The 23,357-nt window shown below is 65.5% G+C and carries 26 protein-coding genes, 1 other RNA gene and 1 pseudogene; 12 read left to right on the forward strand and 16 right to left on the reverse strand.

Annotation, left to right across the window (positions count from 1 at the left end):
• Positions 1-384, reverse strand: coding sequence for a hypothetical protein (locus D9R12_RS14425; RefSeq protein ID WP_147475107.1), 384 nt, complete (start codon positions 382-384; stop codon positions 1-3).
• A gap of 144 nt (positions 385-528) precedes the next feature.
• Between D9R12_RS14425 and D9R12_RS14430 the strand changes: the two genes are divergently transcribed.
• From D9R12_RS14430 to D9R12_RS14440, 3 genes are read left to right on the forward strand one after another with little or no spacing between them, the layout of a single operon-like run.
• A complete protein-coding gene (locus D9R12_RS14430) occupies positions 529-1,779 on the forward strand; it encodes a TolC family protein (protein WP_170159277.1) in 1,251 nt (416 codons plus the stop codon).
• A complete protein-coding gene (locus D9R12_RS14435) occupies positions 1,776-3,008 on the forward strand; it encodes an efflux RND transporter periplasmic adaptor subunit (RefSeq protein WP_122231470.1) in 1,233 nt (410 codons plus the stop codon). The genes D9R12_RS14430 and D9R12_RS14435 overlap by 4 nt, the downstream gene beginning before the upstream one ends.
• A gap of 10 nt (positions 3,009-3,018) precedes the next feature.
• Positions 3,019-6,174 (forward strand): efflux RND transporter permease subunit, encoded by a 3,156-nt coding sequence (locus D9R12_RS14440; RefSeq protein ID WP_122231498.1) that lies wholly within the window; start codon positions 3,019-3,021, stop codon positions 6,172-6,174.
• A gap of 255 nt (positions 6,175-6,429) precedes the next feature.
• On the opposite strand, the gene D9R12_RS16160 is transcribed toward D9R12_RS14440, so the two are convergent.
• The 4 genes from D9R12_RS16160 to D9R12_RS14455 are packed head-to-tail and all read right to left on the reverse strand — an operon-like array spanning position 6,430 to position 8,456.
• A complete protein-coding gene (locus D9R12_RS16160; protein WP_280524766.1) occupies positions 6,430-6,654 on the reverse strand; it encodes an aldo/keto reductase in 225 nt (74 codons plus the stop codon).
• A gap of 10 nt (positions 6,655-6,664) precedes the next feature.
• Positions 6,665-7,516 carry an aldo/keto reductase gene (locus tag D9R12_RS14445; RefSeq protein ID WP_280518443.1) on the reverse strand — a complete coding sequence of 284 codons (852 nt, stop codon included), beginning with the start codon at positions 7,514-7,516 and terminating at the stop codon, positions 6,665-6,667.
• 11 nt (positions 7,517-7,527) lie between these two features.
• The gene (locus tag D9R12_RS14450; protein ID WP_122231472.1) at positions 7,528-8,034 is read right to left on the reverse strand and encodes a MarR family winged helix-turn-helix transcriptional regulator; all 507 of its coding nucleotides are present in this window, start codon (positions 8,032-8,034) and stop codon (positions 7,528-7,530) included.
• Complete coding sequence (locus D9R12_RS14455; RefSeq protein WP_122231474.1) at positions 8,031-8,456, reverse strand: organic hydroperoxide resistance protein; 426 nt, start codon at positions 8,454-8,456, stop codon at positions 8,031-8,033. Before D9R12_RS14455 ends, D9R12_RS14450 begins: the two co-directional genes overlap by 4 nt.
• Positions 8,457-8,576: 120 nt before the next feature.
• Here D9R12_RS14455 and D9R12_RS14460 point away from each other — a divergent pair, with 120 nt between their 5' ends.
• The 4 genes from D9R12_RS14460 to D9R12_RS14475 all read left to right on the forward strand — a co-directional run bounded on the left by D9R12_RS14460 (position 8,577) and on the right by D9R12_RS14475 (position 11,561).
• The gene (locus D9R12_RS14460) at positions 8,577-9,197 is read left to right on the forward strand and encodes a glutathione S-transferase family protein (RefSeq protein WP_014160542.1); all 621 of its coding nucleotides are present in this window, start codon (positions 8,577-8,579) and stop codon (positions 9,195-9,197) included.
• 41 nt (positions 9,198-9,238) lie between these two features.
• Complete coding sequence (locus D9R12_RS14465) at positions 9,239-9,907, forward strand: cupin domain-containing protein (protein WP_122231476.1); 669 nt, start codon at positions 9,239-9,241, stop codon at positions 9,905-9,907.
• Positions 9,908-10,059: 152 nt separating this feature from the next.
• Complete coding sequence (locus tag D9R12_RS14470) at positions 10,060-10,647, forward strand: TetR/AcrR family transcriptional regulator (protein WP_014160544.1); 588 nt, start codon at positions 10,060-10,062, stop codon at positions 10,645-10,647.
• A 110-nt stretch (positions 10,648-10,757) separates the two neighbouring features.
• A complete protein-coding gene (locus D9R12_RS14475; protein ID WP_170159278.1) occupies positions 10,758-11,561 on the forward strand; it encodes a dienelactone hydrolase family protein in 804 nt (267 codons plus the stop codon).
• 2 nt (positions 11,562-11,563) lie between these two features.
• Here the strand turns inward: D9R12_RS14475 and D9R12_RS14480 are convergent.
• From D9R12_RS14480 to D9R12_RS14505, 6 genes and pseudogenes are all read right to left on the reverse strand, one after another.
• Positions 11,564-12,750: pseudogene (locus D9R12_RS14480) on the reverse strand (type I restriction-modification system subunit M); the annotation flags it as partial.
• Between the two features lie 124 nt (positions 12,751-12,874).
• Positions 12,875-14,341: an MFS transporter gene (locus D9R12_RS14485; protein ID WP_244672034.1), complete on the reverse strand. Its 1,467-nt coding sequence runs from the start codon at positions 14,339-14,341 to the stop codon at positions 12,875-12,877.
• Between the two features lie 410 nt (positions 14,342-14,751).
• On the reverse strand, positions 14,752-15,057 hold the full coding sequence (locus D9R12_RS14490) for a nucleotidyl transferase AbiEii/AbiGii toxin family protein (RefSeq protein ID WP_244672035.1): 306 nt from the start codon (positions 15,055-15,057) through the stop codon (positions 14,752-14,754).
• 284 nt (positions 15,058-15,341) lie between these two features.
• Positions 15,342-15,674 (reverse strand): type II toxin-antitoxin system RelE/ParE family toxin, encoded by a 333-nt coding sequence (locus D9R12_RS14495; RefSeq protein WP_122231482.1) that lies wholly within the window; start codon positions 15,672-15,674, stop codon positions 15,342-15,344.
• Complete coding sequence (locus D9R12_RS14500) at positions 15,671-15,922, reverse strand: type II toxin-antitoxin system ParD family antitoxin (RefSeq protein WP_122231484.1); 252 nt, start codon at positions 15,920-15,922, stop codon at positions 15,671-15,673. The genes D9R12_RS14495 and D9R12_RS14500 overlap by 4 nt, the downstream gene beginning before the upstream one ends.
• A gap of 43 nt (positions 15,923-15,965) precedes the next feature.
• Positions 15,966-16,214 carry a type II toxin-antitoxin system ParD family antitoxin gene (locus tag D9R12_RS14505; RefSeq protein ID WP_210539000.1) on the reverse strand — a complete coding sequence of 83 codons (249 nt, stop codon included), beginning with the start codon at positions 16,212-16,214 and terminating at the stop codon, positions 15,966-15,968.
• Positions 16,215-16,396: 182 nt separating this feature from the next.
• On the opposite strand from D9R12_RS14505, the gene D9R12_RS14510 reads away from it, so the two are divergent.
• Positions 16,397-16,666, forward strand: a complete 270-nt coding sequence (locus D9R12_RS14510; protein ID WP_210539002.1) for a site-specific recombinase resolvase — start codon at positions 16,397-16,399, stop codon at positions 16,664-16,666.
• Positions 16,667-16,673: 7 nt separating this feature from the next.
• Here the strand turns inward: D9R12_RS14510 and D9R12_RS14515 are convergent, their stop codons facing one another.
• The 3 genes from D9R12_RS14515 to ssrA all read right to left on the reverse strand — a co-directional run bounded on the left by D9R12_RS14515 (position 16,674) and on the right by ssrA (position 18,160).
• On the reverse strand, positions 16,674-17,165 hold the full coding sequence (locus D9R12_RS14515; RefSeq protein WP_210539005.1) for a GNAT family N-acetyltransferase: 492 nt from the start codon (positions 17,163-17,165) through the stop codon (positions 16,674-16,676).
• Between the two features lie 2 nt (positions 17,166-17,167).
• Entirely contained in the window at positions 17,168-17,458 is a 291-nt protein-coding gene (locus tag D9R12_RS14520) for a type II toxin-antitoxin system TacA family antitoxin (RefSeq protein ID WP_043290472.1), read from the reverse strand.
• Positions 17,459-17,759: 301 nt separating this feature from the next.
• Positions 17,760-18,160: a transfer-messenger RNA gene (ssrA, locus tag D9R12_RS14525) on the reverse strand.
• A 161-nt stretch (positions 18,161-18,321) separates the two neighbouring features.
• On the opposite strand from ssrA, the gene D9R12_RS14530 reads away from it, so the two are divergent.
• Positions 18,322-20,808 carry a S8 family serine peptidase gene (locus D9R12_RS14530; RefSeq protein ID WP_122231488.1) on the forward strand — a complete coding sequence of 829 codons (2,487 nt, stop codon included), beginning with the start codon at positions 18,322-18,324 and terminating at the stop codon, positions 20,806-20,808.
• A gap of 106 nt (positions 20,809-20,914) precedes the next feature.
• On the opposite strand, the gene smpB is transcribed toward D9R12_RS14530, so the two are convergent.
• Positions 20,915-21,409, reverse strand: coding sequence for an SsrA-binding protein SmpB (gene smpB, locus D9R12_RS14535; protein WP_122231490.1), 495 nt, complete (start codon positions 21,407-21,409; stop codon positions 20,915-20,917).
• Positions 21,410-21,478: 69 nt separating this feature from the next.
• Here smpB and D9R12_RS14540 point away from each other — a divergent pair, with 69 nt between their 5' ends.
• Positions 21,479-21,907 carry a type II toxin-antitoxin system RatA family toxin gene (locus D9R12_RS14540; protein WP_122231492.1) on the forward strand — a complete coding sequence of 143 codons (429 nt, stop codon included), beginning with the start codon at positions 21,479-21,481 and terminating at the stop codon, positions 21,905-21,907.
• A gap of 6 nt (positions 21,908-21,913) precedes the next feature.
• On the forward strand, positions 21,914-22,177 hold the full coding sequence (locus D9R12_RS14545) for an RnfH family protein (RefSeq protein ID WP_122231494.1): 264 nt from the start codon (positions 21,914-21,916) through the stop codon (positions 22,175-22,177).
• 17 nt (positions 22,178-22,194) lie between these two features.
• Here the strand turns inward: D9R12_RS14545 and D9R12_RS14550 are convergent, their stop codons facing one another.
• A complete protein-coding gene (locus D9R12_RS14550) occupies positions 22,195-22,590 on the reverse strand; it encodes an outer membrane protein assembly factor BamE (protein ID WP_014160560.1) in 396 nt (131 codons plus the stop codon).
• Between the two features lie 115 nt (positions 22,591-22,705).
• Between D9R12_RS14550 and fur the strand changes: the two genes are divergently transcribed.
• The gene (fur, locus tag D9R12_RS14555; RefSeq protein ID WP_122231496.1) at positions 22,706-23,110 is read left to right on the forward strand and encodes a ferric iron uptake transcriptional regulator; all 405 of its coding nucleotides are present in this window, start codon (positions 22,706-22,708) and stop codon (positions 23,108-23,110) included.
• Positions 23,111-23,357: the final 247 nt, after the last annotated feature.

Raw genomic sequence — 23,357 nt, forward strand, 5'->3', positions numbered from 1 at the left:
TCATTTCTCACTTCTGCGCCCTAGTTTCTCGCCCCACAGGCACTTGAGATGCGTGGCTTGCTTGGGCATGCTGCGCAGGTTATGCGAAGACTGCGCACCCTGTTTGCCAATTGGACGATACGCCCGGCCGGTCGTCTGGGAATGTGCGTGGTGGCCGCGGTATTCCTGCTGGTGAGCGTTCCTGCCATTTCGCTCCACGCACATGATCGGATCGACCGCGATCATGGCCACGACCAGCGCCCGCTGGTGGACCATCTGCTTCAAGCCCCGGCGGTCGACGCTGCGGGAGAGGACCATCGCCCGGTCGATCTCCACCTGCATGTCGTCGATCAAGTGACTTTCACGCTGCAACAGCCCATCGTCCTGGCGGTCGGTGCCGGTCACCGTGCTTGCGCGCCGAGCGCAGAGGGTCCGCATCCGATCCGGGTCGAGCTGGTCACCCACCCCTACAGACCTCCGATCGTCTGACCAAGTCGCCGCGGGATCGCGGCTGGACATCGTCATTCCCGATCGCTCGGAGGTCTCTTCGTGAAACTGTGTTGGTTGGTGGTTCTGGCGTTTGCCGGGACCTGCGGTCTTGCCCTCGATGGGCGGGCCGCCGAAGCGTTGCGCCTGGACGAGGCGGTTGCGCGTGCGCTGGACGCAAGTCCCTTGCTGGCGGCCGAGGCTGCCGGTCTGCGTGCGGCTGACAGCCGCGCCGCGCGCGAAGCGTTGTCGACCCCGCTCACCATCGGCGGTGAGCTGGAGAATTTTGCCGGAACCGGGGCGCTCTCCGGGACCAGGCTCGCCGAAACCACCTTCCGGGTCGGCAAGCGGATCGAGCTGGGCGGCAAGCAGGCCGCAAGACGCGCGTTGGGTCAGACCCACGTGCTGCGGCAACGAAACACCGCAGCCTTGGCCAGGGCCGACCTCATCGCCCTGACCTCGCTGCGCTTTATCCAGGTACTGGCCGACCAGGCGCGGCTCGCGGCGGCAAAAGAGCGGACTGCGTTCGCATCCAGGGCCAGGAACGAGGTCGCCCGATGGGTCCAGGCCGGTCGCAATCCGGATTCGGACCTGGCCGCCGCCGATATCACGCTGGCCGATGCCGAGCTCTCCGAAGAGCACGCAGCGCACGAATTGCTGGCATCCAGGCAGACCCTGGCCGCCAGCTGGGGCGGCGTGGAGGTGGATTTTGCGGAGGTCGCCGGCGACCTGGAGGGGCCGACCACCCTGCCCAACTTCGATTCGCTCGCTGCGCGCCTGGCCCACACTCCTGGGCAGCGGGCGCATGCGCTGGAAGCAGAGGAGCTTTCGGCACAGCGCGCTCTGGCCCACGCCATGCGACGGCCGGACGTGGACCTGTCGTTGGGCGTGCGCCGGCTGCAAGGCCTGGATGACCAGGGGCTGGTGATGTCGGTGTCGGTTCCACTGGGAAGCAAGGTGCGCTCGACCCTGGCCGTTGCCGAGGCCGATGCGCTGCTGGCCGCATCGGCTGCCAGGGCCGACGCGGCGCGCAGCGAACGCCACCAGGAGCTGTTCGAGGTCTTCCAGGAGTTGAATCATGCCGCGGTGGAACAGGCCGCCTTGTCCAGCCGCATGCTGCCAAGGGCGCGCCAGGCGCTGACCCTGAGCCAACAGGGGTTCGAGCAGGGGCGGTTCACGTTTCTTGCGCTCTCCCAGGCCCAGCGCACGCTGTTCGATCTGCGTGTTCGCCAGATCCAAGCCGCCGCACTGCTGCGCAGCCGCCTCATCCAGATCGAGCGTCTCACGACCTCCACCACGGACATCACGCCATGAATCTTCGCCTTTGCGCCCTGCTCCTGAGCGGGGCGCTGCTGTCGGCCTGCGGTGGCACCGAGCCTCCCGGCGCCACCGAGCATGCCTCGGCCCCGGCCGCCGAGTACGAACGCGGACCCCATCGCGGGCGCATGCTGCGCGACGGGAATTTCGCCCTGGAGGTGACCGTCTACGAGACCAACGTCGAGCCGCACTACCGGCTCTATGCCTATCTGGACGACAGGCCGTTGCCGCCCGGAGAGGTTCAGGCCAGGATCCGGATCAAGCGGCTGGACGGCGAACAGACCGATTTCCAGTTCGTGCCCGAGCAGGACCATCTGAAGGGCAGCGCCACCCTGGCCGAGCCGCATTCGTTCGATGTCCAGGTCCAGGCCACCCATGCCGGCAAGCGCTCGAGCTGGCAATTTGCGTCCTACGAGGGTCGGGTGAGCATCCCGGCCAAGGTCGCCGAGGCGGCCGGCATCAAGACCGAAGTGGCAGGGCCGGGTGTCATCAAGGACAACATCAGCCTGATGGGCGTCATCGTCCAGGACGCCAACCGACATGCCCAGGTCAAGGCGCGGTTTCCCGGTGTGGTCCGCGCGGTCAACGTCCGCCAAGGGGACCGTGTACGGCGGGGCCAGACGCTGGTCGTGGTCGAAGGCAACGACTCCATGCGCACCTATCCGGTGAGCGCGCCCTTCGACGGGGTGGTGCTCGTGCGCCAGGCCAGCGTCGGCGAGGTGACCGGCAGCGATGCGCTGATGGAGATCGCGGACCTGTCCAGGGTCTGGGTGGAACTGCATGCCATCGGCAAGGATGCGGCCAGACTGGAGCCCGGCCAGGCCGTGTCCATCCGCGCGGCGACCACCGACGCAACCGTCCAGGCCAGGATTGATTCGCTGCTGCCGTTGGCAACGGTGGGCCAGAGCGTGGTGGCCCGGGTCAGCATCCCCAACCAGGACGGAAGCTGGCGTCCTGGCATGGTGGTGTCCGCGGAGGTGAGCGTTGCCAGCACGCAAGCGCAACTGACGGTGCTGGAATCGGGGTTGCAGCGGTTCCGCGACTTCACCGTGGTCTTCGCCCAGGTCGGTGACACCTACGAGGTCCGGATGCTCGAGCTCGGGGCCCGGGATGGCGAGCGGGTCGAGGTGCTGGGTGGGCTCAAGCCGGGCACGCGCTATGTCAGCCAGCAGAGTTTCCTGATCAAGGCGGACATCGAAAAGTCAGGGGCGAGCCATGACCACTGATGCACCGGGCCTGCTCGAACGCATCTTGCGGCTGGCCATCGCGCACCGCTGGATGGTGCTGCTGCTGGCCCTGGCCGTGTCTGCCTTTGGCGTGTGGAACTACGCGCGGCTGCCGATCGATGCGGTGCCGGACATCACCAATGTCCAGGTCCAGATCAACAGCGAAGCGCCCGGCTATTCGCCGCTGGAAGCCGAACAGCGGGTCACCTTTCCGCTCGAAACGGCCCTGGCGGGCCTGGCCAACCTGGAATACACCCGGTCGATCTCACGCTACGGCCTGTCCCAGGTCACGGTGGTGTTCGAGGACGGCACCGATATCTACTTCGCCCGCCAACAGGTCGCCGAAAGACTGCAGCAGGCCGCCGCCCAGCTTCCACCGGACATCGAGCCCACGCTCGGGCCGGTCGCCACGGGCCTGGGCGAAATCTTCATGTACACGGTGGAAGCGGAGCCGGGCGCGAGCAAGCCCGACGGCAGCGCCTACAGCGCATCGGACCTGCGCGCGCTGCAGGACTGGGTCGTGCGCCCGCAGCTGCGTCATCTCAAGGGCGTCACCGAGGTCAATACCGTCGGTGGCATGCTCAGGCAGTTCCACATCACGCCCGATCCGGCGCGACTGCTGGCCTACGGCCTGACCCTGGACGATGTGCTCAAGGCCGTCCAGCGCAACAACGCCAACGTGGGGGCCGGCTACATCGAGCGCTCGGGCGAGCAGTACCTGCTCCGGGTCCCCGGCCAACTGGGCGACATGGACGATATCGGCAAGGTGGTGGTGGCCCGCCGCGACGGGTTGCCGCTGCGCATCTCGGACATCGCCCAGGTCGAGGAAGGAAGCGAACTGCGCACCGGCGCGGCGACCAAGGACGGCCAGGAGGTGGTGCTCGGCACGGTCTTCATGCTGATCGGAGAAAACAGCCGCGCGGTCGCCCAGCGCTCGGCGGCCAAGCTCAAGGAGATCGACGCCAGCCTGCCGGCAGGCGTGAGCGCCAGGCCGGTCTATGACCGTACCCGGCTGGTCGACCGCAGCATCGCCACGGTCCGCAAGAACCTGGTCGAAGGCGCGCTGCTGGTGATCGTGGTGCTGTTCGCGCTGCTGGGCAACCTGCGTGCTGCGCTGATCACCGCCGCGGTGATCCCGATCACCATGCTGATGACGATCTCCGGGATGGTCCAGGCGGGCGTGTCGGCCAACCTGATGAGCCTGGGCGCGCTGGACTTTGGTTTGATCGTGGACGGCGCGGTGATCATCGTCGAGAACTGCCTGCGCCGGTTTGGTGCGCGCCAGCATGAACTGGGGCGCCTGCTTTCCCGCGAGGAGCGATATGAGCTGGCGGCCGTGGCCAGCGCCGAAGTCATCAAACCCAGCCTGTTCGGCCTGTTCATCATTGCGGCCGTGTACCTGCCGATTTTCGCGTTGAGCGGAGTCGAAGGAAAGACGTTCCATCCCATGGCCATCACGGTGGTGATGGCGCTGACCGCCGCGATGGTGTTGTCACTGACCTTCGTCCCGGCGGCGGTGGCGCAATGGGTGAGCGGACCGGTGGCCGAAAAGCAGACGCGGGTGATGGCGGGCCTGCATCGGCTCTACGCGCCGGTGCTGAGCAAGGCACTGTCGGCACCGGCCGTGGTCGTGGCAGCGGCCACCCTCGTGGTGCTACTGGCCGGCGTCCTGGCCACACGCCTGGGGACCGAGTTCATACCGCAGCTGGACGAGGGCGACATCGCCCTGCATGCGCTGCGCATCCCGGGGACGAGCCTGACCCAGGCCATTGGCATGCAGGAGCAGCTCGAGGCCCGCATCAAGCAGATTCCCGAGGTCGAGCAGGTCGTGGCCAAGCTGGGCACGGCGGAAGTGGCCACCGACCCGATGCCGCCCTCGGTCGCCGACACCTTCATCATGCTCAAGGACCGTGCCGACTGGCCCGATCCACGCAAGACCAAACCGCAGCTGATCGACGAGCTGGAGGCCGCTGTTGCCCAAGTGCCGGGCAACAACTATGAGTTCACCCAGCCGGTCCAGATGCGGATGAACGAGCTGATCGCCGGCGTGCGTGCCGAGATCGCGATCAAGGTGTTCGGTGACGACCTGGACCAGCTTGCCGCCATTGGCGAGCAGATCGAGGCCATCGCCAGCGCGATCCCCGGCGCGGCCGACGTCAAGCTGGAGCAGGTGACCGGGCTGCCGCTGATGACCGTGACCCCGGACCGCGAAGCGCTGGCACGCCACGGCTTGAGCACCTCCGATGTGCAGGACACCATCGCGGTGGCGATGGGCGGTGCCACCGCTGGACAGCTGTTCGAAGGGGATCGCCGCTTCGACATCGTGGTTCGGCTGCCGGAAGCGCGACGGCAGGACATCACCGCGCTTGGATCCTTGCCCATTGCGATCCCCGGGGCGAGCGCCGAGGGTGGGACCGCCGCCGGATCGGCCTGGGTGCCGCTGGGCAGCGTCGCAAGCATCGCGGTGGAACTGGGGCCGAACCAGGTCAGCCGAGAGAACGGCAAGCGGCGGGTGGTGGTGACGGCCAACGTGCGCGGGCGCGACCTGGGCTCGTTCGTCGAGCAGCTGCGTACGGAGGTGGCGCAGCAGGCCGACCTGCCGGAGGGCTACTGGGTCCAGTACGGCGGCACCTTCGAGCAGCTGATCTCGGCCAGCCGGCGCCTGGCCGTGGTCGTGCCGGTGGTGCTGGTCCTGATCTTCGGCCTGCTGTACATGGCCTTTGGCTCTGTGCGTGACGCGGCGATCGTCTTCAGCGGCGTGCCGCTGGCATTGACCGGCGGCGTGCTTGCGCTGTGGTTGCGCGGGATCCCGTTCTCGATTTCCGCCGGTGTCGGCTTCATCGCCCTGTCCGGTGTGGCGGTGCTCAACGGATTGGTGATGATCAGCTTCATCCACAAGCTGCGCGCCGAAGGACTGGGGCTGGACCAAGCGGTTGAACAGGGCGCGCTGACCCGCCTGCGGCCGGTGTTGATGACGGCGCTGGTGGCAAGCCTGGGTTTTGTGCCGATGGCCCTCAACGTGGGCACCGGCGCGGAGGTGCAGCGTCCGCTGGCCACGGTGGTGATCGGCGGCATCGCGTCCTCGACGCTGTTGACCCTACTGGTCCTGCCGGCGCTCTACCGCATGCTCCATCGAGGCGGCAAGGCGATCCCGGCACGGGGCTGAACAGGGCGCCGCCGGCCTGCTTGGTTCTCCTGCCCGTGCGGCCTTCCCCGCACGGGCGGATTCGACCAGAACCCGGCGTGACTGGAATTACGATGAGAGCAGGGGCAGCAAACCTCATGCGCACTGCGCCGGCGGGGGTCGGAGGTGGCCGGTGGCCCGGCCGGGCCGTGCGCGCCATCGGACGCGCCGGTCGCGGCTCGGGGAACCTGTTTCGGTTCCGATCCGGGCGCAGCGCCGACGCTCACGCCGGGGCCATCATTTGGTCATCGGGTCCCGATACCCCGCCATCATTTTCATCATCCAGCCCGGGTATTCCTCCGGAAGCCGGCTGGCCTCATCCAGTGCCGCCAGTTCGTCATCGGCAAGGCGGACCTGGGTCGCGCGAACGTTGTCCTTGAGCTGGTCGGCCCGCTTGGCCCCGATGATGATGCTGGTCACTGCCTTTTGGTGCAGCAGCCAGGCCAGGGCAATGGTGGCCACGCTGACAGGCTCACCGTCGATCTGCTTGCCGGCTGCGATCTGTCGCATGACTTGGATGACCTTGCTGCCACGCTCCCGGTTGACGGGGGGAAAAATCGAACTTGGCCCGCCGGTTTTCTTCCGAAACGTTCGGCCCCTCGTACTTGCCTGACAGATAACCGCCGGCCAGCGGACTCCACACCATCAGCCCGACCTTTTCCGACTCCAGCATCGGGATGATGTCGCGTTCCAGGTCGCGGCCGACGAGGGTGTAATAGGCCTGCAGGGACGTGATCGGGCACAGATGCCGCGCCTGGGTGATGCCGATGGCCTTCATCACCTGCCAGGCGGCCCAGTTGGACAGGCCGATGTAGCGCACGTGGCCGTGCTGGACCAGGGTATTCAGTGCCTCCAGGGTTTCCTCGATCGGGGTGGCCGGGTCGAAGCCGTGGATCTGGTAGAGGTCGATGTAGTCGGTCTGCAGGCGCTCCAGGCTCGCCTTGCATTGACTCATGATGTGGCCGCGCGAGCCACCCCGGGCATTGGGGCCGTCTCCCATGGGACCGAGCACCTTGGTGGCCAGCACGATGTCCTCACGGCGAACCCCGAGATTCTTCAGCGACTGGCCGACGATGCGCTCGCTGCCACCGTGGCCATAGATGTTGGCGGTATCGATGAAGTTGATGCCCGCCTCCAGGGCCATCTTGACCAGCTCATCGGCCTGTTCCTGCTGCAGGCTGCCGATCAGGCCCCAGATGTCCTCGTCGCCGCCGAAGGTCATGGTCCCCAGGCACAGTTCGGATACAAAGAGCCCCGAATTGCCAAGCGCTCGATAGCGCAGGCCGTTGTCTGCATGGAACCGGGGCAGGTTGGGTGCTGTCATGTCGTCCCTCGTCATGAAGTGGATTGATGTTGAAAAAGGGGCTGCGAACCTGGCGGCTTGAGCAGCACATGAAGCCGCTCGACCAGCGAGGTGGTCGACTCGTGCAGCTCGGCTGCCTTGGTGGCATCCAGGCCGATCCGGGCCGCGAGCGTTTCCGGAATCTGCCGGGCCTGTTCGCGCAACGCGGTGCCGTGCGGGGTCAGGGCGATGATCACGCGACGCTCGTCCTCACTGTCCCGGCTGCGGGTCACCAGACCGCCGCGCTCCATGCGCTTGAGCAGGGGCGTGATGGTCCCGGCATCCAGATAGAGGCAGTCGCGCAATTCGCCGACCGTCGCGCTGCCACGCTCCCATAGAAGCAGCAGGACCAGATATTGCGAATAGGTCAGCCCCAATGGCGCCAGCAGCGGACGATACAGGCGCTGCATCAGGTTGGTCGCCGCGTACAGGGGAAAGCAGACCTGGCGGTCGAGCCGGAGCCAGTGGTCGGCATCGTGCTGCGGCGCCGTGGTCGTCATCGGGTCCTCACATTGAGCGCGACCTCGATATTGCCCCGGGTGGCGTTTGAATAGGGGCAGACCTCATGGGCCTGCGCGACAAGCGCCTCGGCCGCGGCCTGGTCAACGCCGGCAAGCGTGACATCCAGGGCGACGGTCAGCGCGAAACCGCCGCTGCCGTTGGCGCCCAGGCCGACAGTAGCCGCCACCTCGACGTCGTCATCCTTGATCTTGTGTTGCTGGTTGCGTGCGACATGGATCACCGCATTGCCGAAGCAGGCGGCATAACCGGCGGCAAACAGCTGTTCGGGATTGGTCGCGCCGCCCTTGCCACCAAGGCTGCTGGGCATCGCCAGCCTGAGTTCGACAAGCCCATCGGTGCTCTTGACCGTGCCGTTGCGGCCGCCGACGGCGTTGACCGTCGTGGAATACAGGGTGCTCATGTTTGCGCTCACGAAATGGATGGTGACCCATTCTATGGCTAACCATATTGTCATGCAACTTGCCTGGACTTACCTACCAGTAGGTATATGATCGGGACTCCAATCAGCGAGAGCTCAGTCATGAAGATCTACGACATCGAAGGTTTCCCGAACCCGCTCCGGGTGCGCATCGCCCTGGCGGAAAAAGGCGCAACGGACAAGGTGGAATTCGTCCCGGTGGATGTGATGGCCGGCGAACATCGTTCCGAGGCGTTCAAGGCCAAGAACCCGGATGCCACCGTGCCCCTGCTGGAGCTTGACGACGGCACCTGCATCGCCCAGTGCAACGCCATCACCGAATATCTCGACGGCGTTTTCGATGGGCCGTCGCTGACCGGCACCACCCCCAGGGAGCGCGCCCTGATCGCGATGATGAATCTGCGCGCCGAGTCGGGCCTGATGAACGCGGTGGGTGCCTATTTCCACCATGCGACCCCGGGCCTTGGTCCGGACCTGGAAACCTGGCAATGCCCCGAGTGGGGCAACAAGCAGAAGGAGGTCGCCGTCGCGACCATGGCCTATCTGGATCGGGTTCTGGCCGAAAACGCATTTCTCGCGGGCGAGCGCTTCTCGGTCGCGGACATCACCGCCTTTGCCGGGCTGGTGTTTGCGGACTTCGCCAAGGTCGAGATTCCCCAGACCCTGGGCAACCTGCAGGCGTGGCGGGAAAAGGTCGCCGCCCGTCCATCGGTTGCCGGTTAACACGCGACCTCCGGGTCGCGCCCATGAAAGAAGAGGATCCCATGGAGATCAATGCAGATTTCGCCAGGCCGGTGGTCGTACACGCGGACCAGCTGGAGTGGCAGCCTTCGCCGATGAAGGGGGTGGAACGGCGCATGCTGGACCGGATCGGGGGCGAAGTTGCCCGCGCCACGACCATCGTGCGTTATGCGCCGGGCAGCCGGTTCTCGCCGCATACCCACACCGGCGGCGAGGAATTCATCGTGCTCGATGGCGTGTTCCAGGACGAGCATGGCGATTTTCCTGCCGGCACCTACGTGCGCAACCCCCCGACCACCTCCCATACCCCAGGCTCCAGTGAGGGCTGCACGATCTTCGTCAAGCTCTGGCAGTTCGACATGGCCGACCGAAACCAGTTCCGCAAGGACATGGAAGCCGAGCTGGGCGCGCCTGTGGACGGCATTGCCAGCGCGCGGCTGCACGAGGACGCGCGCGAGACCGTGACCTACAGCAGGCTCGATGCCGGTGCGACGCTGCGCTCTGACGCGTCCGGCGGAATCGAGCTGCTGGTGCTGGACGGCGCGGTCACGGTCGATGGCCAGTTGCTGGAAAAGCACGGCTGGCTGCGCCTTCCCGAAGGTCACAAGCTGCTGGCCACGGCGGGCGCCCACGGCGCGAAGCTCTGGATGAAGACAGGGCATCTGCCCTTTGCCAGGCCACCGGCTGTTTAGGCCATGGCGAGGGCAGCTCCAGGACACCGCTTGCGAAGAGCGGGCTCAGGTGGTGAGCTTTCGGGCAATGCCGATGACCGATCGCAACCGTCGGTGGCCATCGGAGACATCGGATCTTGCGCTTGCGCGGTTGCACCAGAGAGGTCAATGACATGAACCGTGATACCAGAACCGCGCTCCTGGATTTTGCAGAGCACAGCGCCAGGTCGCGTGGGTTTGATGGGTTCAGCTATGCGGACATGGCCGCTGCCATCGGCATTCGCAAGGCGTCCATTCACTATCACTTTCCGACCAAGGCAAATCTTTCCCAAGCCCTGATCGAGCGATATCAGGCCGATCTGCAGCAGCGCCTGGCCGAGATGGAGGCAGTCCACGCCACCGGCGGCGCACGCCTGCAGGCCCTGATTTGCCTGTATCGCGCGGCGTTGCATGATGGCCAGACCGTGTGTCTGTGCGTTGCCTTTTCAACCTGCCGCGAAAGCCTGTCCGAGACCGTCATCGCCGGGGTCAGTGCCATCCGCGCAATGGTCACCCGATGGATCACGGCAACCTTCGAACTGGGGCGAAGGGACGGGTCGATATCGGCAATCCATGATCCGGCACAGGAGGCGCGCGCTACCCTGGCCATGCTCGAAGGCGCCCATCTGGCCGCGCGTACCGAGCAAGCCCCGGCCGTGTTTGACGCGGCAACGCAGCTGCTCAGTGCCCGCTGCCAGGCTCCCCGGAGGGATAACGCATAGAGCCGGTGAGTGATTGTGCGTCATCCAGGTCTGGGAAGCTGTCCATGAGCCTGGCAGATCCATCTTGGTAACAAGAACACCACACGATTCCAAAAGGAGCAGAACCGATCATGAAAATCCTGAGAACAGCAGTGGCGGCCGCAGTTCTATCGCTCACCTTTGCCAGCACGCAGGCACAGGCAGAAGTGCAAGCCAAGGTCATCGAATACAAGGTGGGCGATGACACTTTCACCGGCTACATGGCCTGGGATGACGCGCTTGGGCAAAAGCGCCCGGGTGTGCTGGTGGTTCACGAGTGGTGGGGGCACGATGCCTTCGCCAGGCGCCAGGCGGAGCGACTTGCGGCAGCCGGCTATCCCGCCTTTGCCCTGGACATGTATGGCTCGGGCAAGCACGCCGAGCATCCCGATACCGCACAGGGATTCATGCAGGAAGCCACCAGGGACATGGATCAGGTCAAGGCCCGCTTCATGAGCGCGATGAAAATCCTGCAGAACCATGAAAGCGTCGATCCTTCCCGCATTGCCGCGCAAGGGTACTGCTTTGGTGGCGCCATCGTCCTGAACATGGCGCGCACGGGCGTCGACCTGGACGGCGTGGTCAGCTACCACGGCGCGCTCGCCAGTCCGGTCAAGGCTCAGCCCGGGACGGTAAAAGCCAGGATCCAGGTCTACACCGGTGGCGCCGACAAGATGGTGCCCTCAGAGCAGGTTGCCGGCCTGGTCAAGGAGATGCAGGACGCCGAAGTCGACCTCACCCTGGTGAGCTTCCCCGGGGTGCTGCACTCATTCACCAATCCGGACGCGGACAAGATCGCCGAGAAGTTCGGCATGCCAGTGGCTTATGACAAGGATGCTGCCGAACGTTCATGGGAGGGCACCATGCGTTTCTACCAGGCCATTTTCGCCAGGTAGACCACCATGCAGTCCACCGCGTCGGCCTCGACCATGGCGCGGCGGATGTCGCCTTCGCCGCTCTGGTTGGAGCTCATGGAGCCGTTGGCCAGCACCACGCCGGCGGTGCCGTAGGGGGCCAGGTGCCAGTGGATGTGTTGCAGCCAGGCGTAGTTGGCGTTGCCCGCCGGCGGGGTGCCGAACTGCCAGCGCGGGTCGTCGCGCAGGCGCTCGCCGCCCCAGTCGGAGATGTTGAAGGGCGGATTGGCCAGGATGTGGTCGAAGCGCAGGTCGCGCAGCTCGTCCTTGTGGAAGCTGCCTTCGTTGTTCCAGCGGATGTCGGCGTCGATGCCGCGCACGGCCAGGTTCATCTTGGCCAGGCGCCAGGTGGTGTAGTTGCTCTCCTGCCCGTAGATGGCGATGTCGCCGATGCGCCCGCCGTGTTCCAGCACGAACTTCTCGCTCTGCACGAACATGCCGCCGGAGCCGCAGCAGGGGTCGTAGATGCGGCCGGTGTAGGGCTCGAGCATTTCGACCAGCACGCGCACCACCGAGCGCGGGGTGTAGAACTCGCCGCCGCGCTTGCCTTCCGAGCCGGCGAACTGGCCGAGGAAGTATTTGTAGACGCGGCCCAGCAGGTCGAACGCTTTGCGTTCGACCTGCCCCTCACCCGGCCTTCGGCCACCCTCTCCCGGTGGGAGAGAGCCTGATTGCGCGCTTGCTCTCCCTTCTCCCTCTGGGAGAGGGGCCGGGGGTGAGGGTTGCCGCAAGGCAATGCCGAAGATCAGGTCGATCAGCTCGCCCAGCATCAGCTTGTTCAGCGCCGGACGGGCGTAGTCCTTGGGTAGCACGCCCTTCAGGGATTCGTTGTCCTTCTCGATGGCGCGCATGGCGTCGTCGATCAGGGTGCCGATCTCGGGGCGCTTGGCATTGGCCTTCAGGTGCGACCAGCGCGCGTCCTTGGGCACCCAGAACACGTTGTCGGCCAGGTATTCGTCCCTGTCCTCGGCCGCTTGGGGGTCTTCGGCCAGCAGCGCGGCGTGGCGGGCCTCGAAGGCATCGGAGATGTACTTGAGGAAGATCAGCCCCAGCACGACGTGCTTGTAGTCCGAAGGCTCCATGTTGCCGCGCAGCTTGTCGGCGGCCTTGAACAGCTCGGCCTCGAGAAGCCGAGCTCGCCGCCGTTATTCTTGTCTTTGCCGTTGGCCATGTGTGTTCCCGTTGTTCCTTGATTCTTGTCTGGCGCGGAGCGATGTCCAGGAGTGAGGGTAGAAGCGATATGTGGTGGCCCGCAAGGCGATCCACCGGCCAGAACCGCACATGGGAATGAAGCCTCATTGGGAAGGATGCCGATGGGCGCTGTGACGCGTTCTCCTGAACAGCCCAAGCAGGGCCACCACGCAGAACAGCGCACCGGCATAGAAGGTGAAGGATGCACCGAGCCGATCCCACAGCAGTCCTGCGATCGCACTGGCAATCAGCATGGCCACACCGCTGATCAGATTGAACACCCCGTAGGCGGTGCCGCGCAGGTCGGCAGGGGCGGTGTCGGCCACCATCGTGGCCAGCAATCCCTGGGTCATGCCCAGATGCACACCCCACAGTGCGACGCCGGCCAGGACCGTGGTCCAGTGGTCATTGGTGGCCAGCACCAGATCGGCGCCGATGAGCGCCACCAGGCCCCAGGCCAACAAGGTCTTGTGGCTCATTCGATCCGAGAGCTTGCCGAACGGGTAGGCCGCGCCCGCGTAGACCAGATTCATGGCGACCATCACCAGCGGCACAAGGGCCACGGGAATGCCGCCCTGCTGGGCACGCAGCACCAGGAATGCCTCACTGAACCTGGCCAGGGTGAACACCGCACCGACGGCGACCACCCCCCAGTAGGAGGCACTGAGCCGAACGATGTTGGCGCGGCGGATCGGATTGGTTTTCTTTTCTTCCAGATGTCGCGCCGGCTCGCGGACTCCGAATACCAGCAGCAGCACAGCGAGCGTGCCAGGGATGACCGCCACCCAGAACACGGCACGAAAATCGTTGGCCCACAGCAGCATCAGGCCAACGCCCAGCAATGGACCGACGAACGCGCCGACCGTATCCAGCGATTGCCGCAGTCCGAAAGCGGCGCCGCGGACCTCGCCGGGGGTGATGTCGGCGATCAGTGCATCGCGCGGTGCGCCGCGGATCCCCTTGCCGATCCGGTCGACAAAGCGTGCGGCCAGCACCATGCCGACGGACGAGGCCACGGCAAACAGGGGCTTGGTCAACGCACCCAGCGCGTAACCGGCCACCGCCAGGCCCTTGCGCTTGCCCAGGTAATCGCTCAGCACGCCAGAAAAGACCTTCGCAATGAGCGCAGTCGATTCCGCCACGCCCTCGATCAGGCCCACGGTCAACGCACTCGCCCCGAGAACCCCCACCATGAACAGCGGCAGCAGGCTGTGAATCATCTCCGACGAGATATCCATCAGCAGGCTGACAAAGCCGAGCGCCCACACGCTGGCGGGCACCTTGCTGAAAGACGGTCTGGCATTGCCACTCATGGGAGAGCGCTGATCAGGGTTCACGGCCACGCTCCGGTCATGCTGAATCGTATGGCGCCAGCGGAGGCGAGCTGGCCGATGGCGAAAATGGGGTTCATCGTTGCTGTCCATTTGTTGATCTGTCCGCAGGCCATCCATCGCCAGGGCAAGCAGCCTGGCGCCGAAGGCTCCCGACACGATCACTGCAACCCATTGTCCACGCTTGCGGCCCCCGGCGGGGTGCTGCGCTTGGCCGATGCGGACCGATGTGCGACCCAATCGCCCGATCCATCGGCGCGTAACGCCTTGATCCTGATGGCGGACCTGTGGCCCTTGCGGACTTCAGGCCAGTTCCAGGGGCGATGCCGGAACGAGCAACGGCCGGGGAGAGTGGAATGCGGCCGGGAACGCACCGGCCGGCTGCTGCGAACCCGTGCGAACCGGATCGAAAAGCCTGCCCCGATACGGCCCATCGGCGGTGGACGGTCCAGCAGGCTTTTGGTCCTGATTGGTGCCCGGAAAGGCCGCTCAACCTCGTCTGCTTTCTGCCGCCAGTTCAATTCCCGGTCTGGGAATCGAACCTGCGTCCGTCGCACCGACCAAAAGCACACCCATTTACATCCATTCGAACCGGGTGTCCTTGGAGGCAAGGCAACTGCATTGATATGACAATGCAGTTACATTGCCATTCAGGCATCAACCCAGATCCGCAGGAGACTGCCATGGCCGCGACCCTCGAATTCGATGTGAGGCAGCTCTGCCGAGCCGAATCCCAGAAAATCAGCATCCCTGGTTGGGCGATGTGGGATGTCGAACCACAGGTCAAACAGCAGGGCACCCTTGAGCAGGAACTGATCCGCGTTCTTCGAGATGTTGATCCGGTACAGCAGCCGCTCAATCACATAAGCGCGTGAGGACCAAGTTGAAATCCTGCTTGGTCTCGCGGGCGCGGTTGAGCAGACGGGCACGCACGGATGCCGCCACGTTTCGTTCATTCATGGCGCACATCCCTGTGCGCCACCCTGCGGGCAGCTGCGCTGTGCAAAACAGTCATCCTGATGTTTTGTCATGACAGGCTTTCCATGTAGGGGCGCATCACATCCGGCTGGCCGATGTTGCGCTAAGTCGGTGATGACGCCGACGCCCACCGCACCATGCACGCAGGTGCAAACCGCAAGCCCTGCAAACCTCGGTTTGCACCCTGACGGTAGACGAGCAGCGCGCTCGCGCCCCGTATTGGAATTTGGCAAGGAAGGACCCGTCCTGTAGCGGCAAGCCGTCAGACGCTGGCGTCCGGCTCCTGCATCCACGCGGGAATGTCACGTTGGCCGTGTAGCACGCGCCAGACATCGATGTGGTCCGGCCGCTCGACGTAGAACACGAGGTAGGGGCAGCGGGCCAGCGGCCACAGACGCAGGCCGGGCAGGTTCAGTTCGTGGGCGTAGCGTGGGGAGCCGGTAGCGGGGTGACCGCTGATGTGGGTGTAGGCTAGGTCCAGCGCGTCAATCAGACCGAATGCGGCCGATTCAGCACCTTCGCTCAGGTAGTAGGCGATCGCATCGTCTACGTCCCGGTTGGCTTGTTCACGCGGGAGGACGGGCTTGGCCGTCACTCTTTGGCGCCGGGCTTGGCGCTCTGGCGTACCCGATTACGCAGACCTTCAAAGTAGCTGGCATCGGCTGGCGCGGTGGGTGAGGAGGATGCCCCCGCCAGGAGCAAGCCACGCAAGTGCAAGCGATCCTGATCCTTGCGAATCAGCTCGCGGACGTATTCGCTGCTGGTGCCGTAGCCGCGCTGGCTGACCTGTTCGTCAACGAAGGTCTTCAGCGTTTCGGGCAGGGAAATATTCATCGTACTCATGCCGCCAGATTAGTCGGCTTGGCAAAATTTGGCAAGACGGTATTCACTGATTGCTGTACTTGGCCTCGAGCCGTGCGAACCCCCTCGTCGGCAGGCTTGGGCGCGCCACTGGCCTTGCCGGCCGCGATGCGGCACGCAGGGCCTGCAGCTCGGCCTGATGGCGTTGTTCGTGCTCCTCCAGCAGACGCAGTCCGGCGCGGACGACTTCGCTGGCATTGTTGAAGCGGCCACTTTGCAGTTGCTCGCGGATGAAGGTCTCGAAATGGCTGCCGAGGGCGACGCTGGTTGGCATGGCGCAGCTCCTATTTGTTAATACCAGTTATTAAAGCTGGTGGAGCCCGGCGCACAGTTCTCGAAGATTCAGCAGTCCGGGCGCGGCACCGAATGCCATCTCATGCCCGGCACGGTGCTGGTGCGCGCGGTGTGCTGCCGGGTCTCGCCAGTCCGACCGCACGCGGCCAGTTCGACAGCCCCATGCTGGTCGCACTGGCGCCGGCCTTCTACCGGCAGCAGCTGCTTGACGACGGCGTGGTCGCCAGCGGCACCGACATCGCCCAGCGCGAAGGGCTGCACCACTCGACGGTCAATGAACTGCTGCGCCTGATCCTGCTGGAGCCGGCCATCATCCAGGCGATCCTGGCGGGCCAGCAGCCGCGCTGCATGAGCCTGATCTGGTTCCAGGGCAACCCGTTGCCGCTGGACTGGATCGCGCAGCGGCGGGTGATCGAGGGGTTCGATGCTTGACGCCGGATCACTTGACCCAGCGGCGGGCGTCCTTGAGGAGCAGCAAGAGTTGCTGCTCACGCAGCGGCGAGCCGATGAACCCAAAGCGGGTGTGGAACCGCGCCGCATCTTCGTCGATGGGGTGGCTCAGCATCGCGCGGATACCGGCCTGCTCGGCAATCAGCAATGTGCGGCGGATGGCATCCTGCAACAGTCCGACGCCGATCCCTCGGCCCTGATCCTGCAGGCTGACGGCCAGACGGGCAAGGATCACGACGGGGATCGGATACTGTCCCAGGCCCTTGCGAATGCGCTCCGGCGCATCGAGCGTATCGATCTGGCCGACGGTCAGGCTGAAATAACCAGCGACGCGGTCGTCTTCGCTGACGACGAAGGTCTTGGCCGAGCCGCTGCCTTGCGCCTGTCGGGCATGGCGCACCAGCCAGTCATTGAGTGTCGGTTTGCCGCAATCGAAGCCTTCGAGCCGGTGCTGTGCCCCGAGCGGCTCTGCGCCGCTCAAGCTCACGCCTTGTCCCAAGGGGCTTTCCGTGAGAACAGGTCGCGCAGCCCTTCGTTCGCCTGTTCGGGCTGTTCCAGCAAATCCATCAGGGCCTGGTACTGGCTTCCCGAGACCATGAACAAGCGTTGGTCGAGCAGGGTTTGCTCGGCGGCCTGGCAGGCGCTGTCGAGGATGAAATCCGTCAGCGACTTGTGCGCCACATCGGCGGCGCGGCGCAGAACAGCTTCCTGCTCGGGCGTGGCACGCAATCCCAGACGGGCGGAGCGAGTCGCTGAAGATGTAGAGGCAGCCATGGTTGACCTCCATGCGTTAGTGTAGTGACGCAATGTTAGTACAATAGACGCACACTTTCCAGTTTGGAAGGGGCATTGGTGGCACCACAGAAAGGCCGCGCCAAGCCCTTTGTAAATGCAGGCCTCGGCCTCGCGACTACCCGCAGGGCAAACGGAGAAAAGAGACTGGGCTAGCCGGGAATTGGGGCGTTTCTGCGCATTTGGCCGAGGTGCTACCCGCAGGGCAATCGCCCGGAACCCCGCGCCACGCGCGGATTCGCGCAAAGAAAAAGGGCCTGGAGACTATCCAGACCCTTGGTGTTGGTGGAGGTGGGGGGAATTGAACCCCCGTCCGAAGGCACTCCATCCCCGGTACTACATGCTTAGCTCACCGTTGGGTCTCGTCCTGGAGCAGCACGGTGTGCAAAACGCACCCCAGGACCAGCCTGTTTTGGTTAAGCCATGACTGACAGGCAGCCGTCACAGCCGGTTCCGTGATAATGACCCTACACCTACGAGCACGGGCACAAGTAGGTTCGGGGGTTCGCCTTAGGCGGCTGTAGAACTACAACTCAACGCTGCTGTTTAGGCGGCGAGAGCGAAGTCCGAACCGTAGTTGTCGTCGTTGGCAACTAGAAGTTTGCAGCTGGATTTACGAGGAAAGCTACCCCCTCGGCATGCACCAGGTAATTTCGCAACCCCCGTCGAAGCCAGTGCACCCCCGGTTTCAAACAAGGTCGGAAGATCGTCCCGATGGCAACAGTGTAGGGGCGCGCGATGCCGGTCACAAGGCGTGCGACGCGGCGCGGTTAGCCTGCAGTGGCGCGGCTGAAGGGCAACGCTGCGCATTGGTGACCACCCATCTGAAGGAAGGCAGACCGGATATGGCCAGCAAGCGTCCGGCGCGCACGCGCGCCACTTCTCCCAGGACCCCGCCGGCCAAGGTGCAGGCCCCGGCGCGCAAGGCGGCGAAGAAGGCCGCCAGGCCAGTCGCAAAAGCCGCGGCCCATGCGCTTTCGGACGCGGGCGCGCTGGCCTGCAGCGGTTACATGTCCGGCGCCCAGGGCCAGGCGATGACCGTGGTCTACATCCACGGCATCGGCAACAAGCCGCCGCCCGAGGTGCTCCGCTGCCAGTGGGACCAGGCCTTGTTCGGCCGGGCGATGGGCGAGCGTACGCGCATGGCGTACTGGGTCGACCGCCAGCGCTATCCGGTGGCCGAGGCCGGCACCTGCGCCGACCGCGACCAAGGCCCCACCATCAGCCGGGCCGAACAGCACATGCTGTCCAGCTTCGGCCTGGCCCCGGCCGGCGGCGACCTGCATGCCCTGGTCCAGGCCCTGGCCGACACGCCACAGCAGCGCGCCTGGCTGGAAGAACTGCTGGATCAGGTGCAGGCCGGCGCCGCGCCGGATACCGCGCCGGGACCCGGCGCGCGCAGCGTGTGGTCGGGCCTGAACGAGATCCTGCTGCGCCTGGTGTCGGCGGCGCTGCTGCAGGACGTGCACGATTTCTTCTTCGTGCCGGCCCGGCGCGAAGCGATGGAACGCAGCCTGCGCGAACGCCTGATGGCCGGTGGCGGGCCGTTCGTGGTGGTCGCCCACAGCCAGGGGTCGATGATCGCCTACGAGGTGCTGCGCAAGCTGCAGGCTGCCCAGTGCGAGGTGACGCTGCTGCTCACGATCGGCTCGCCGCTGGGTCTGCCGGCAGTGCGCAGCATGTTCAAGCAGGACATCGGCAAGGAGAAGCTGCCGTTCCCGCCGTGCGTACGCGCCTGGTACAACGTGGCCGACCGGCTCGATCCGGTGGCGCTGGATGGCGACCTCAGCGATGACATCCAGGGCGCCAACGGCCGTTTCAGCACCTACACCGCGCCTGGCATCAATCCCGATGGGCCGCGCAATCCGCATTCGGGCTCGGGCTACCTGTCCATTGCGCAGGTGCGCCAGCACGTGCGTGCGGTGGTGGGCCCCGGCTTCGACCAGCCGGTGACCAGCACGGTGGTGCTCAAGGACCTGTCCGACCGGATGGAGGCGCATGGCAGCGCGATGCGCCACGAAGTGCTGATCGAACTGGACCGGCTGCCGGCTGGAAAGCAGCCGGCGCAGGCGCGCCAGGCGCTGCTCGACTACCTCCGCCAGCTGGCCGCGCCGGACCTTGGCCTGCAGGGCGCTGCGCTGGACGAGGCGATCATGCTGGAGGACACGATGGAGCGCTTCATCTCCGCGCAGCTGACGCGCTTTGAGATCGAGTCGCTGCGCAACCAGTACCAGGCGCTCGGCTTCAAGCGGCTCTGGCGCGATGCCGGCAAGCGCGCGCTGCTGGACCGCTCGCGCGTGGTGATCCAGGCCGATGCGGCGCAAAACGCCTATCACGCGCTGGGGCAGGGCATCGGCTGGGCGGTGCTCGATACCGGGATCGCCGCCGGGCACCCGCATTTCTACCAGGCCGGCGCGCGCGATGTGGTGGTGGCGCAGTGGGACTGCACGGTGCGCGGCCGCCCGCGCGCGCTCAAACGCGGCGACGGGCGTGCGTTCACCCATCTGGACCGCGCCGGGCACGGCACCCACGTGGCCGGGATCATCGCCGGACATTGTTCGGCCCCGCTGCCCGGTGGCGACGGCAAGACGCGCGTGGACTTCACCGCGATCGCCCCGCAGGCGCAGCTGTACGGCTTCAAGGTGCTGGACGATGAAGGCAACGGCCGCGACTCGTGGATCATCAAGGCGATCCAGCAGGTGGCCGACATCAACGACCAGGCCGGCCAGCTGGTGATCCACGGCGTCAACCTGAGCCTGGGTGGCTGGTTCGATGCCGAAAGCTACGGCTGCGGCTTCACCCCGCTGTGCAGCGAGCTGCGCCGGCTGTGGCGCCAGGGCGTGGTGGTGGTCCTGGCCGCCGGCAACGAGGGCCTGGCCTGGCTGCTCCAGCAGGACGGCATGGCGGTGCCGGCCAACATGGACATGACCATCGGCGACCCGGCGAACCTGGAGGAGGCCATCGCCGTTGGTTCGGTCCACAAGACCAACCCGCGCAGCTACGGGGTGTCGTATTTTTCCTCCAAGGGCCCCACCGCCGACGGGCGCTGCAAGCCGGACGTGGTCGCGCCCGGCGAGAAGATCGTCTCGGCCCACTTCGGCTACAAGATCAGGGACCCGAAGACCTGGATGGTGGAGATGAGCGGCACCAGCATGGCCGCACCGCATGTGTCAGGCCTGATCGCCGGCTTCCTGTCGGTGCGGCGCGAGTACATCGGCTTCCCGGACAGGATCAAGCAGGTACTGATGAGTCACTGCACCGACATCGGCCGTGACCGCTACATGCAGGGCCGTGGCATTCCCAACCTGGTCAGGATGCTGGCCCAAACCTGACCGCAGGAGCGGGCCATGCCTCCGCGATGCTTTCTCGCGATCTGGACAAAGAGCATCGCGGGCATGGCCCGCTCCTGCCAAGGCTGGGCATCGCGCGAATCCGCGGTCAGGCGTCGCGGTTGTGCTGGCGCATCAGCCGCTGCTTGTCGCGCGCCCACTCGCGGTCCTTTTCGCTGGCACGCTTGTCGTGGGCCTGCTTGCCCTTGGCCAGCGCCAGCTCCAGCTTGACCTTGTTGCCCTTCCAGTACATCGCGGTGGGGATGAGCGTGTAGCCGTCGCGCTCGACCTTGCCCACCAGAACGTCGATCTCGCGCCGGTGCAGCAGCAGCTTGCGGGTGCGACGGTCATCGGCCGCCACATGCGTGGAGGCCTGGATCAGCGGGGTGAACTGCGCACCGAACAGGAACAGCTCGCCGCCGCGCACCACCGCATAGCTCTCGCCGATGTTGGCGCGCCCGGCGCGGATCGACTTCAGCTCCCAGCCCTGCAGCGCCAGACCAGCCTCGAACCGCTCCTCCAGGTGGTACTCATGGCGCGCGCGTTTGTTCAGCGCGATGGTGCCAGTGCCGTTTGCTTTATCCTTGTCCGACTTCTTTGCCATCGGCCCATTGTCGCTTATGGGGCCGGTTCGGGCGAGCCCGCCGTTACTTCAGGTTCTTCGTATTCCACGATGCCCACCATTCGCCGCAGCGCCCTGGTCGAACACCCGCCTGAATACATGTTCGATCTGGTTAACGACGTCCAGGCCTATCCGCGCCGCTTCAGCTGGTGTGACAAGGCCGAGATCATCGAATCGGACCAGGCGCGCATGGTCGCGCGGCTGGACCTGGGCCTTGGCGCGCTGCGCACCTGGTTCACCACCGAGAACACGCTGCAGCGGCCGGGCCGCATCGACATGAATCTCAAGGACGGCCCGTTTCGCAAGCTGCATGGCCTGTGGGAATTCCAGGCGCTGGGCGAGGGCCTGAGCAAGGTCAGCCTGACCCTGGATTTCGAGCCCTCCAACCGCCTGCTGGGGCCGGCCTTCTCGCTGGGCTTCCAGGGCTTGGCCGACCGCATGGTGGATGACTTCGTGCGGACCGCCGACCGCGGCGACTGACACGCGATGAAGATCGAGGTCGTACTGGCCTGGCCGCGGCTCTACCTGTCGGTGCGGGTCGAGCTGCCGCAGGGCGCCTGCGTGGGCGATGCGCTCAAGGCAGCCGCGATCGAACAGGCCGGGCAGGCCGCGGGGGTGTCGGTATTTGGGGTGCAGGCCACCTCACGCACGCTCCTGCATGAAGGCGACCGGGTGGAACTGCTGCGGCCGCTGTTGATCGATCCCAAGCAGGCCCGCCGACGGCGCGCTGCCGGGCCGTCAGGCAGCTAGCGCCTAGCGCCCGGCGATCAACCGCCGCGGCCCTTCTTCTTGTCCTTGGCCAGGTTCGGGCCGAACTGGCGCACGCTGTTGCGGGCCAGCTCCTCATCCTGGTTGGGGAAATAGTCGCCTTCCCACCGGGTGACCTGATCGTTGTCGAAGTAGACGGTGAAGTTCTTCATCTGCACACGGCCCAGGCGGTCGGTGCGCTGGGTGGCGGCGTAGTCCCAACGCTGGGCGTGGAACGGATCGGCAATCGACGGGGTGCCCAACAGGGCAATGACCTGCTGCTTGTTCTGGCCCAAGGCCAGCTTCTCGACATCGGACTGGTCGATCAGGTTGCCTTGGTAGATGGGCTGCTTGTAGATGATGCCGCAGCCGGAAGTGGCCAGGCCGAGGGCGGCGATAAGCAGGTAATTGCGCATGGAAAGGGCATCTGCGAAGGGTCGGGAACGAGCCTGGGCGATGATACACTGGCGCCCTCGCCGCGACCCAATCGCGAGGCAGCTGGCGTTAAACCGCCAATGAATGGGAACCCCGATGGAATCGCAGGATTTACGCAACGTCGGACTGAAAGTGACCCATCCGCGCCTGCGTATCCTGGCGCTGCTGGAAGAAGCCCGGCCTCGGCACATGACCGCCGAGGACATCTACCGGGCGCTGATCGGGGTGGGCGATGAAATCGGCCTGGCCACGGTGTACCGCGTGCTGACCCAGTTCGAGGCTGCCGGCCTGGTGCTGAAGCACAACTTCGAAGGCGGCCAGGCCGTTTACGAACTGGACCGCGGCGAACACCACGACCACATGGTCGACATCGAGAGCGGCAAGGTCATCGAATTCTCCAGTCCCGAGATCGAGGTCCTGCAGCACAGGATCGCCGCCGAGCACGGCTACGAGATCGAGGAACACGCACTGGTGCTGTACGTGCGCAAAAAGCGCCCGTAGGAGCGCACCGCAGGGGCGCGATGGGGCTTTGCCGGCGAAGCCCCTCGCGGCCGTGGGCCGCTTGTGTCTGCGCGAAGGTCTAGAGTTTGGGTGGAGAGCGATGTGCGGCAGGCCGATGGGGCGCAGTGTTGCCAAGCACGTGTAGGAGCCCGGGCCGCCGCACATCGACCTCGTCCCTAGCCCGAACAGTTGAACGAGCTCAAGCTCGAACTTCACAAGCGTGGGCAGGATCGAGGCGGCTCTCTCC

This window comes from Pseudoxanthomonas spadix, assembly GCF_003703395.1.
GTDB lineage: Bacteria > Pseudomonadota > Gammaproteobacteria > Xanthomonadales > Xanthomonadaceae > Pseudoxanthomonas_A > Pseudoxanthomonas_A spadix.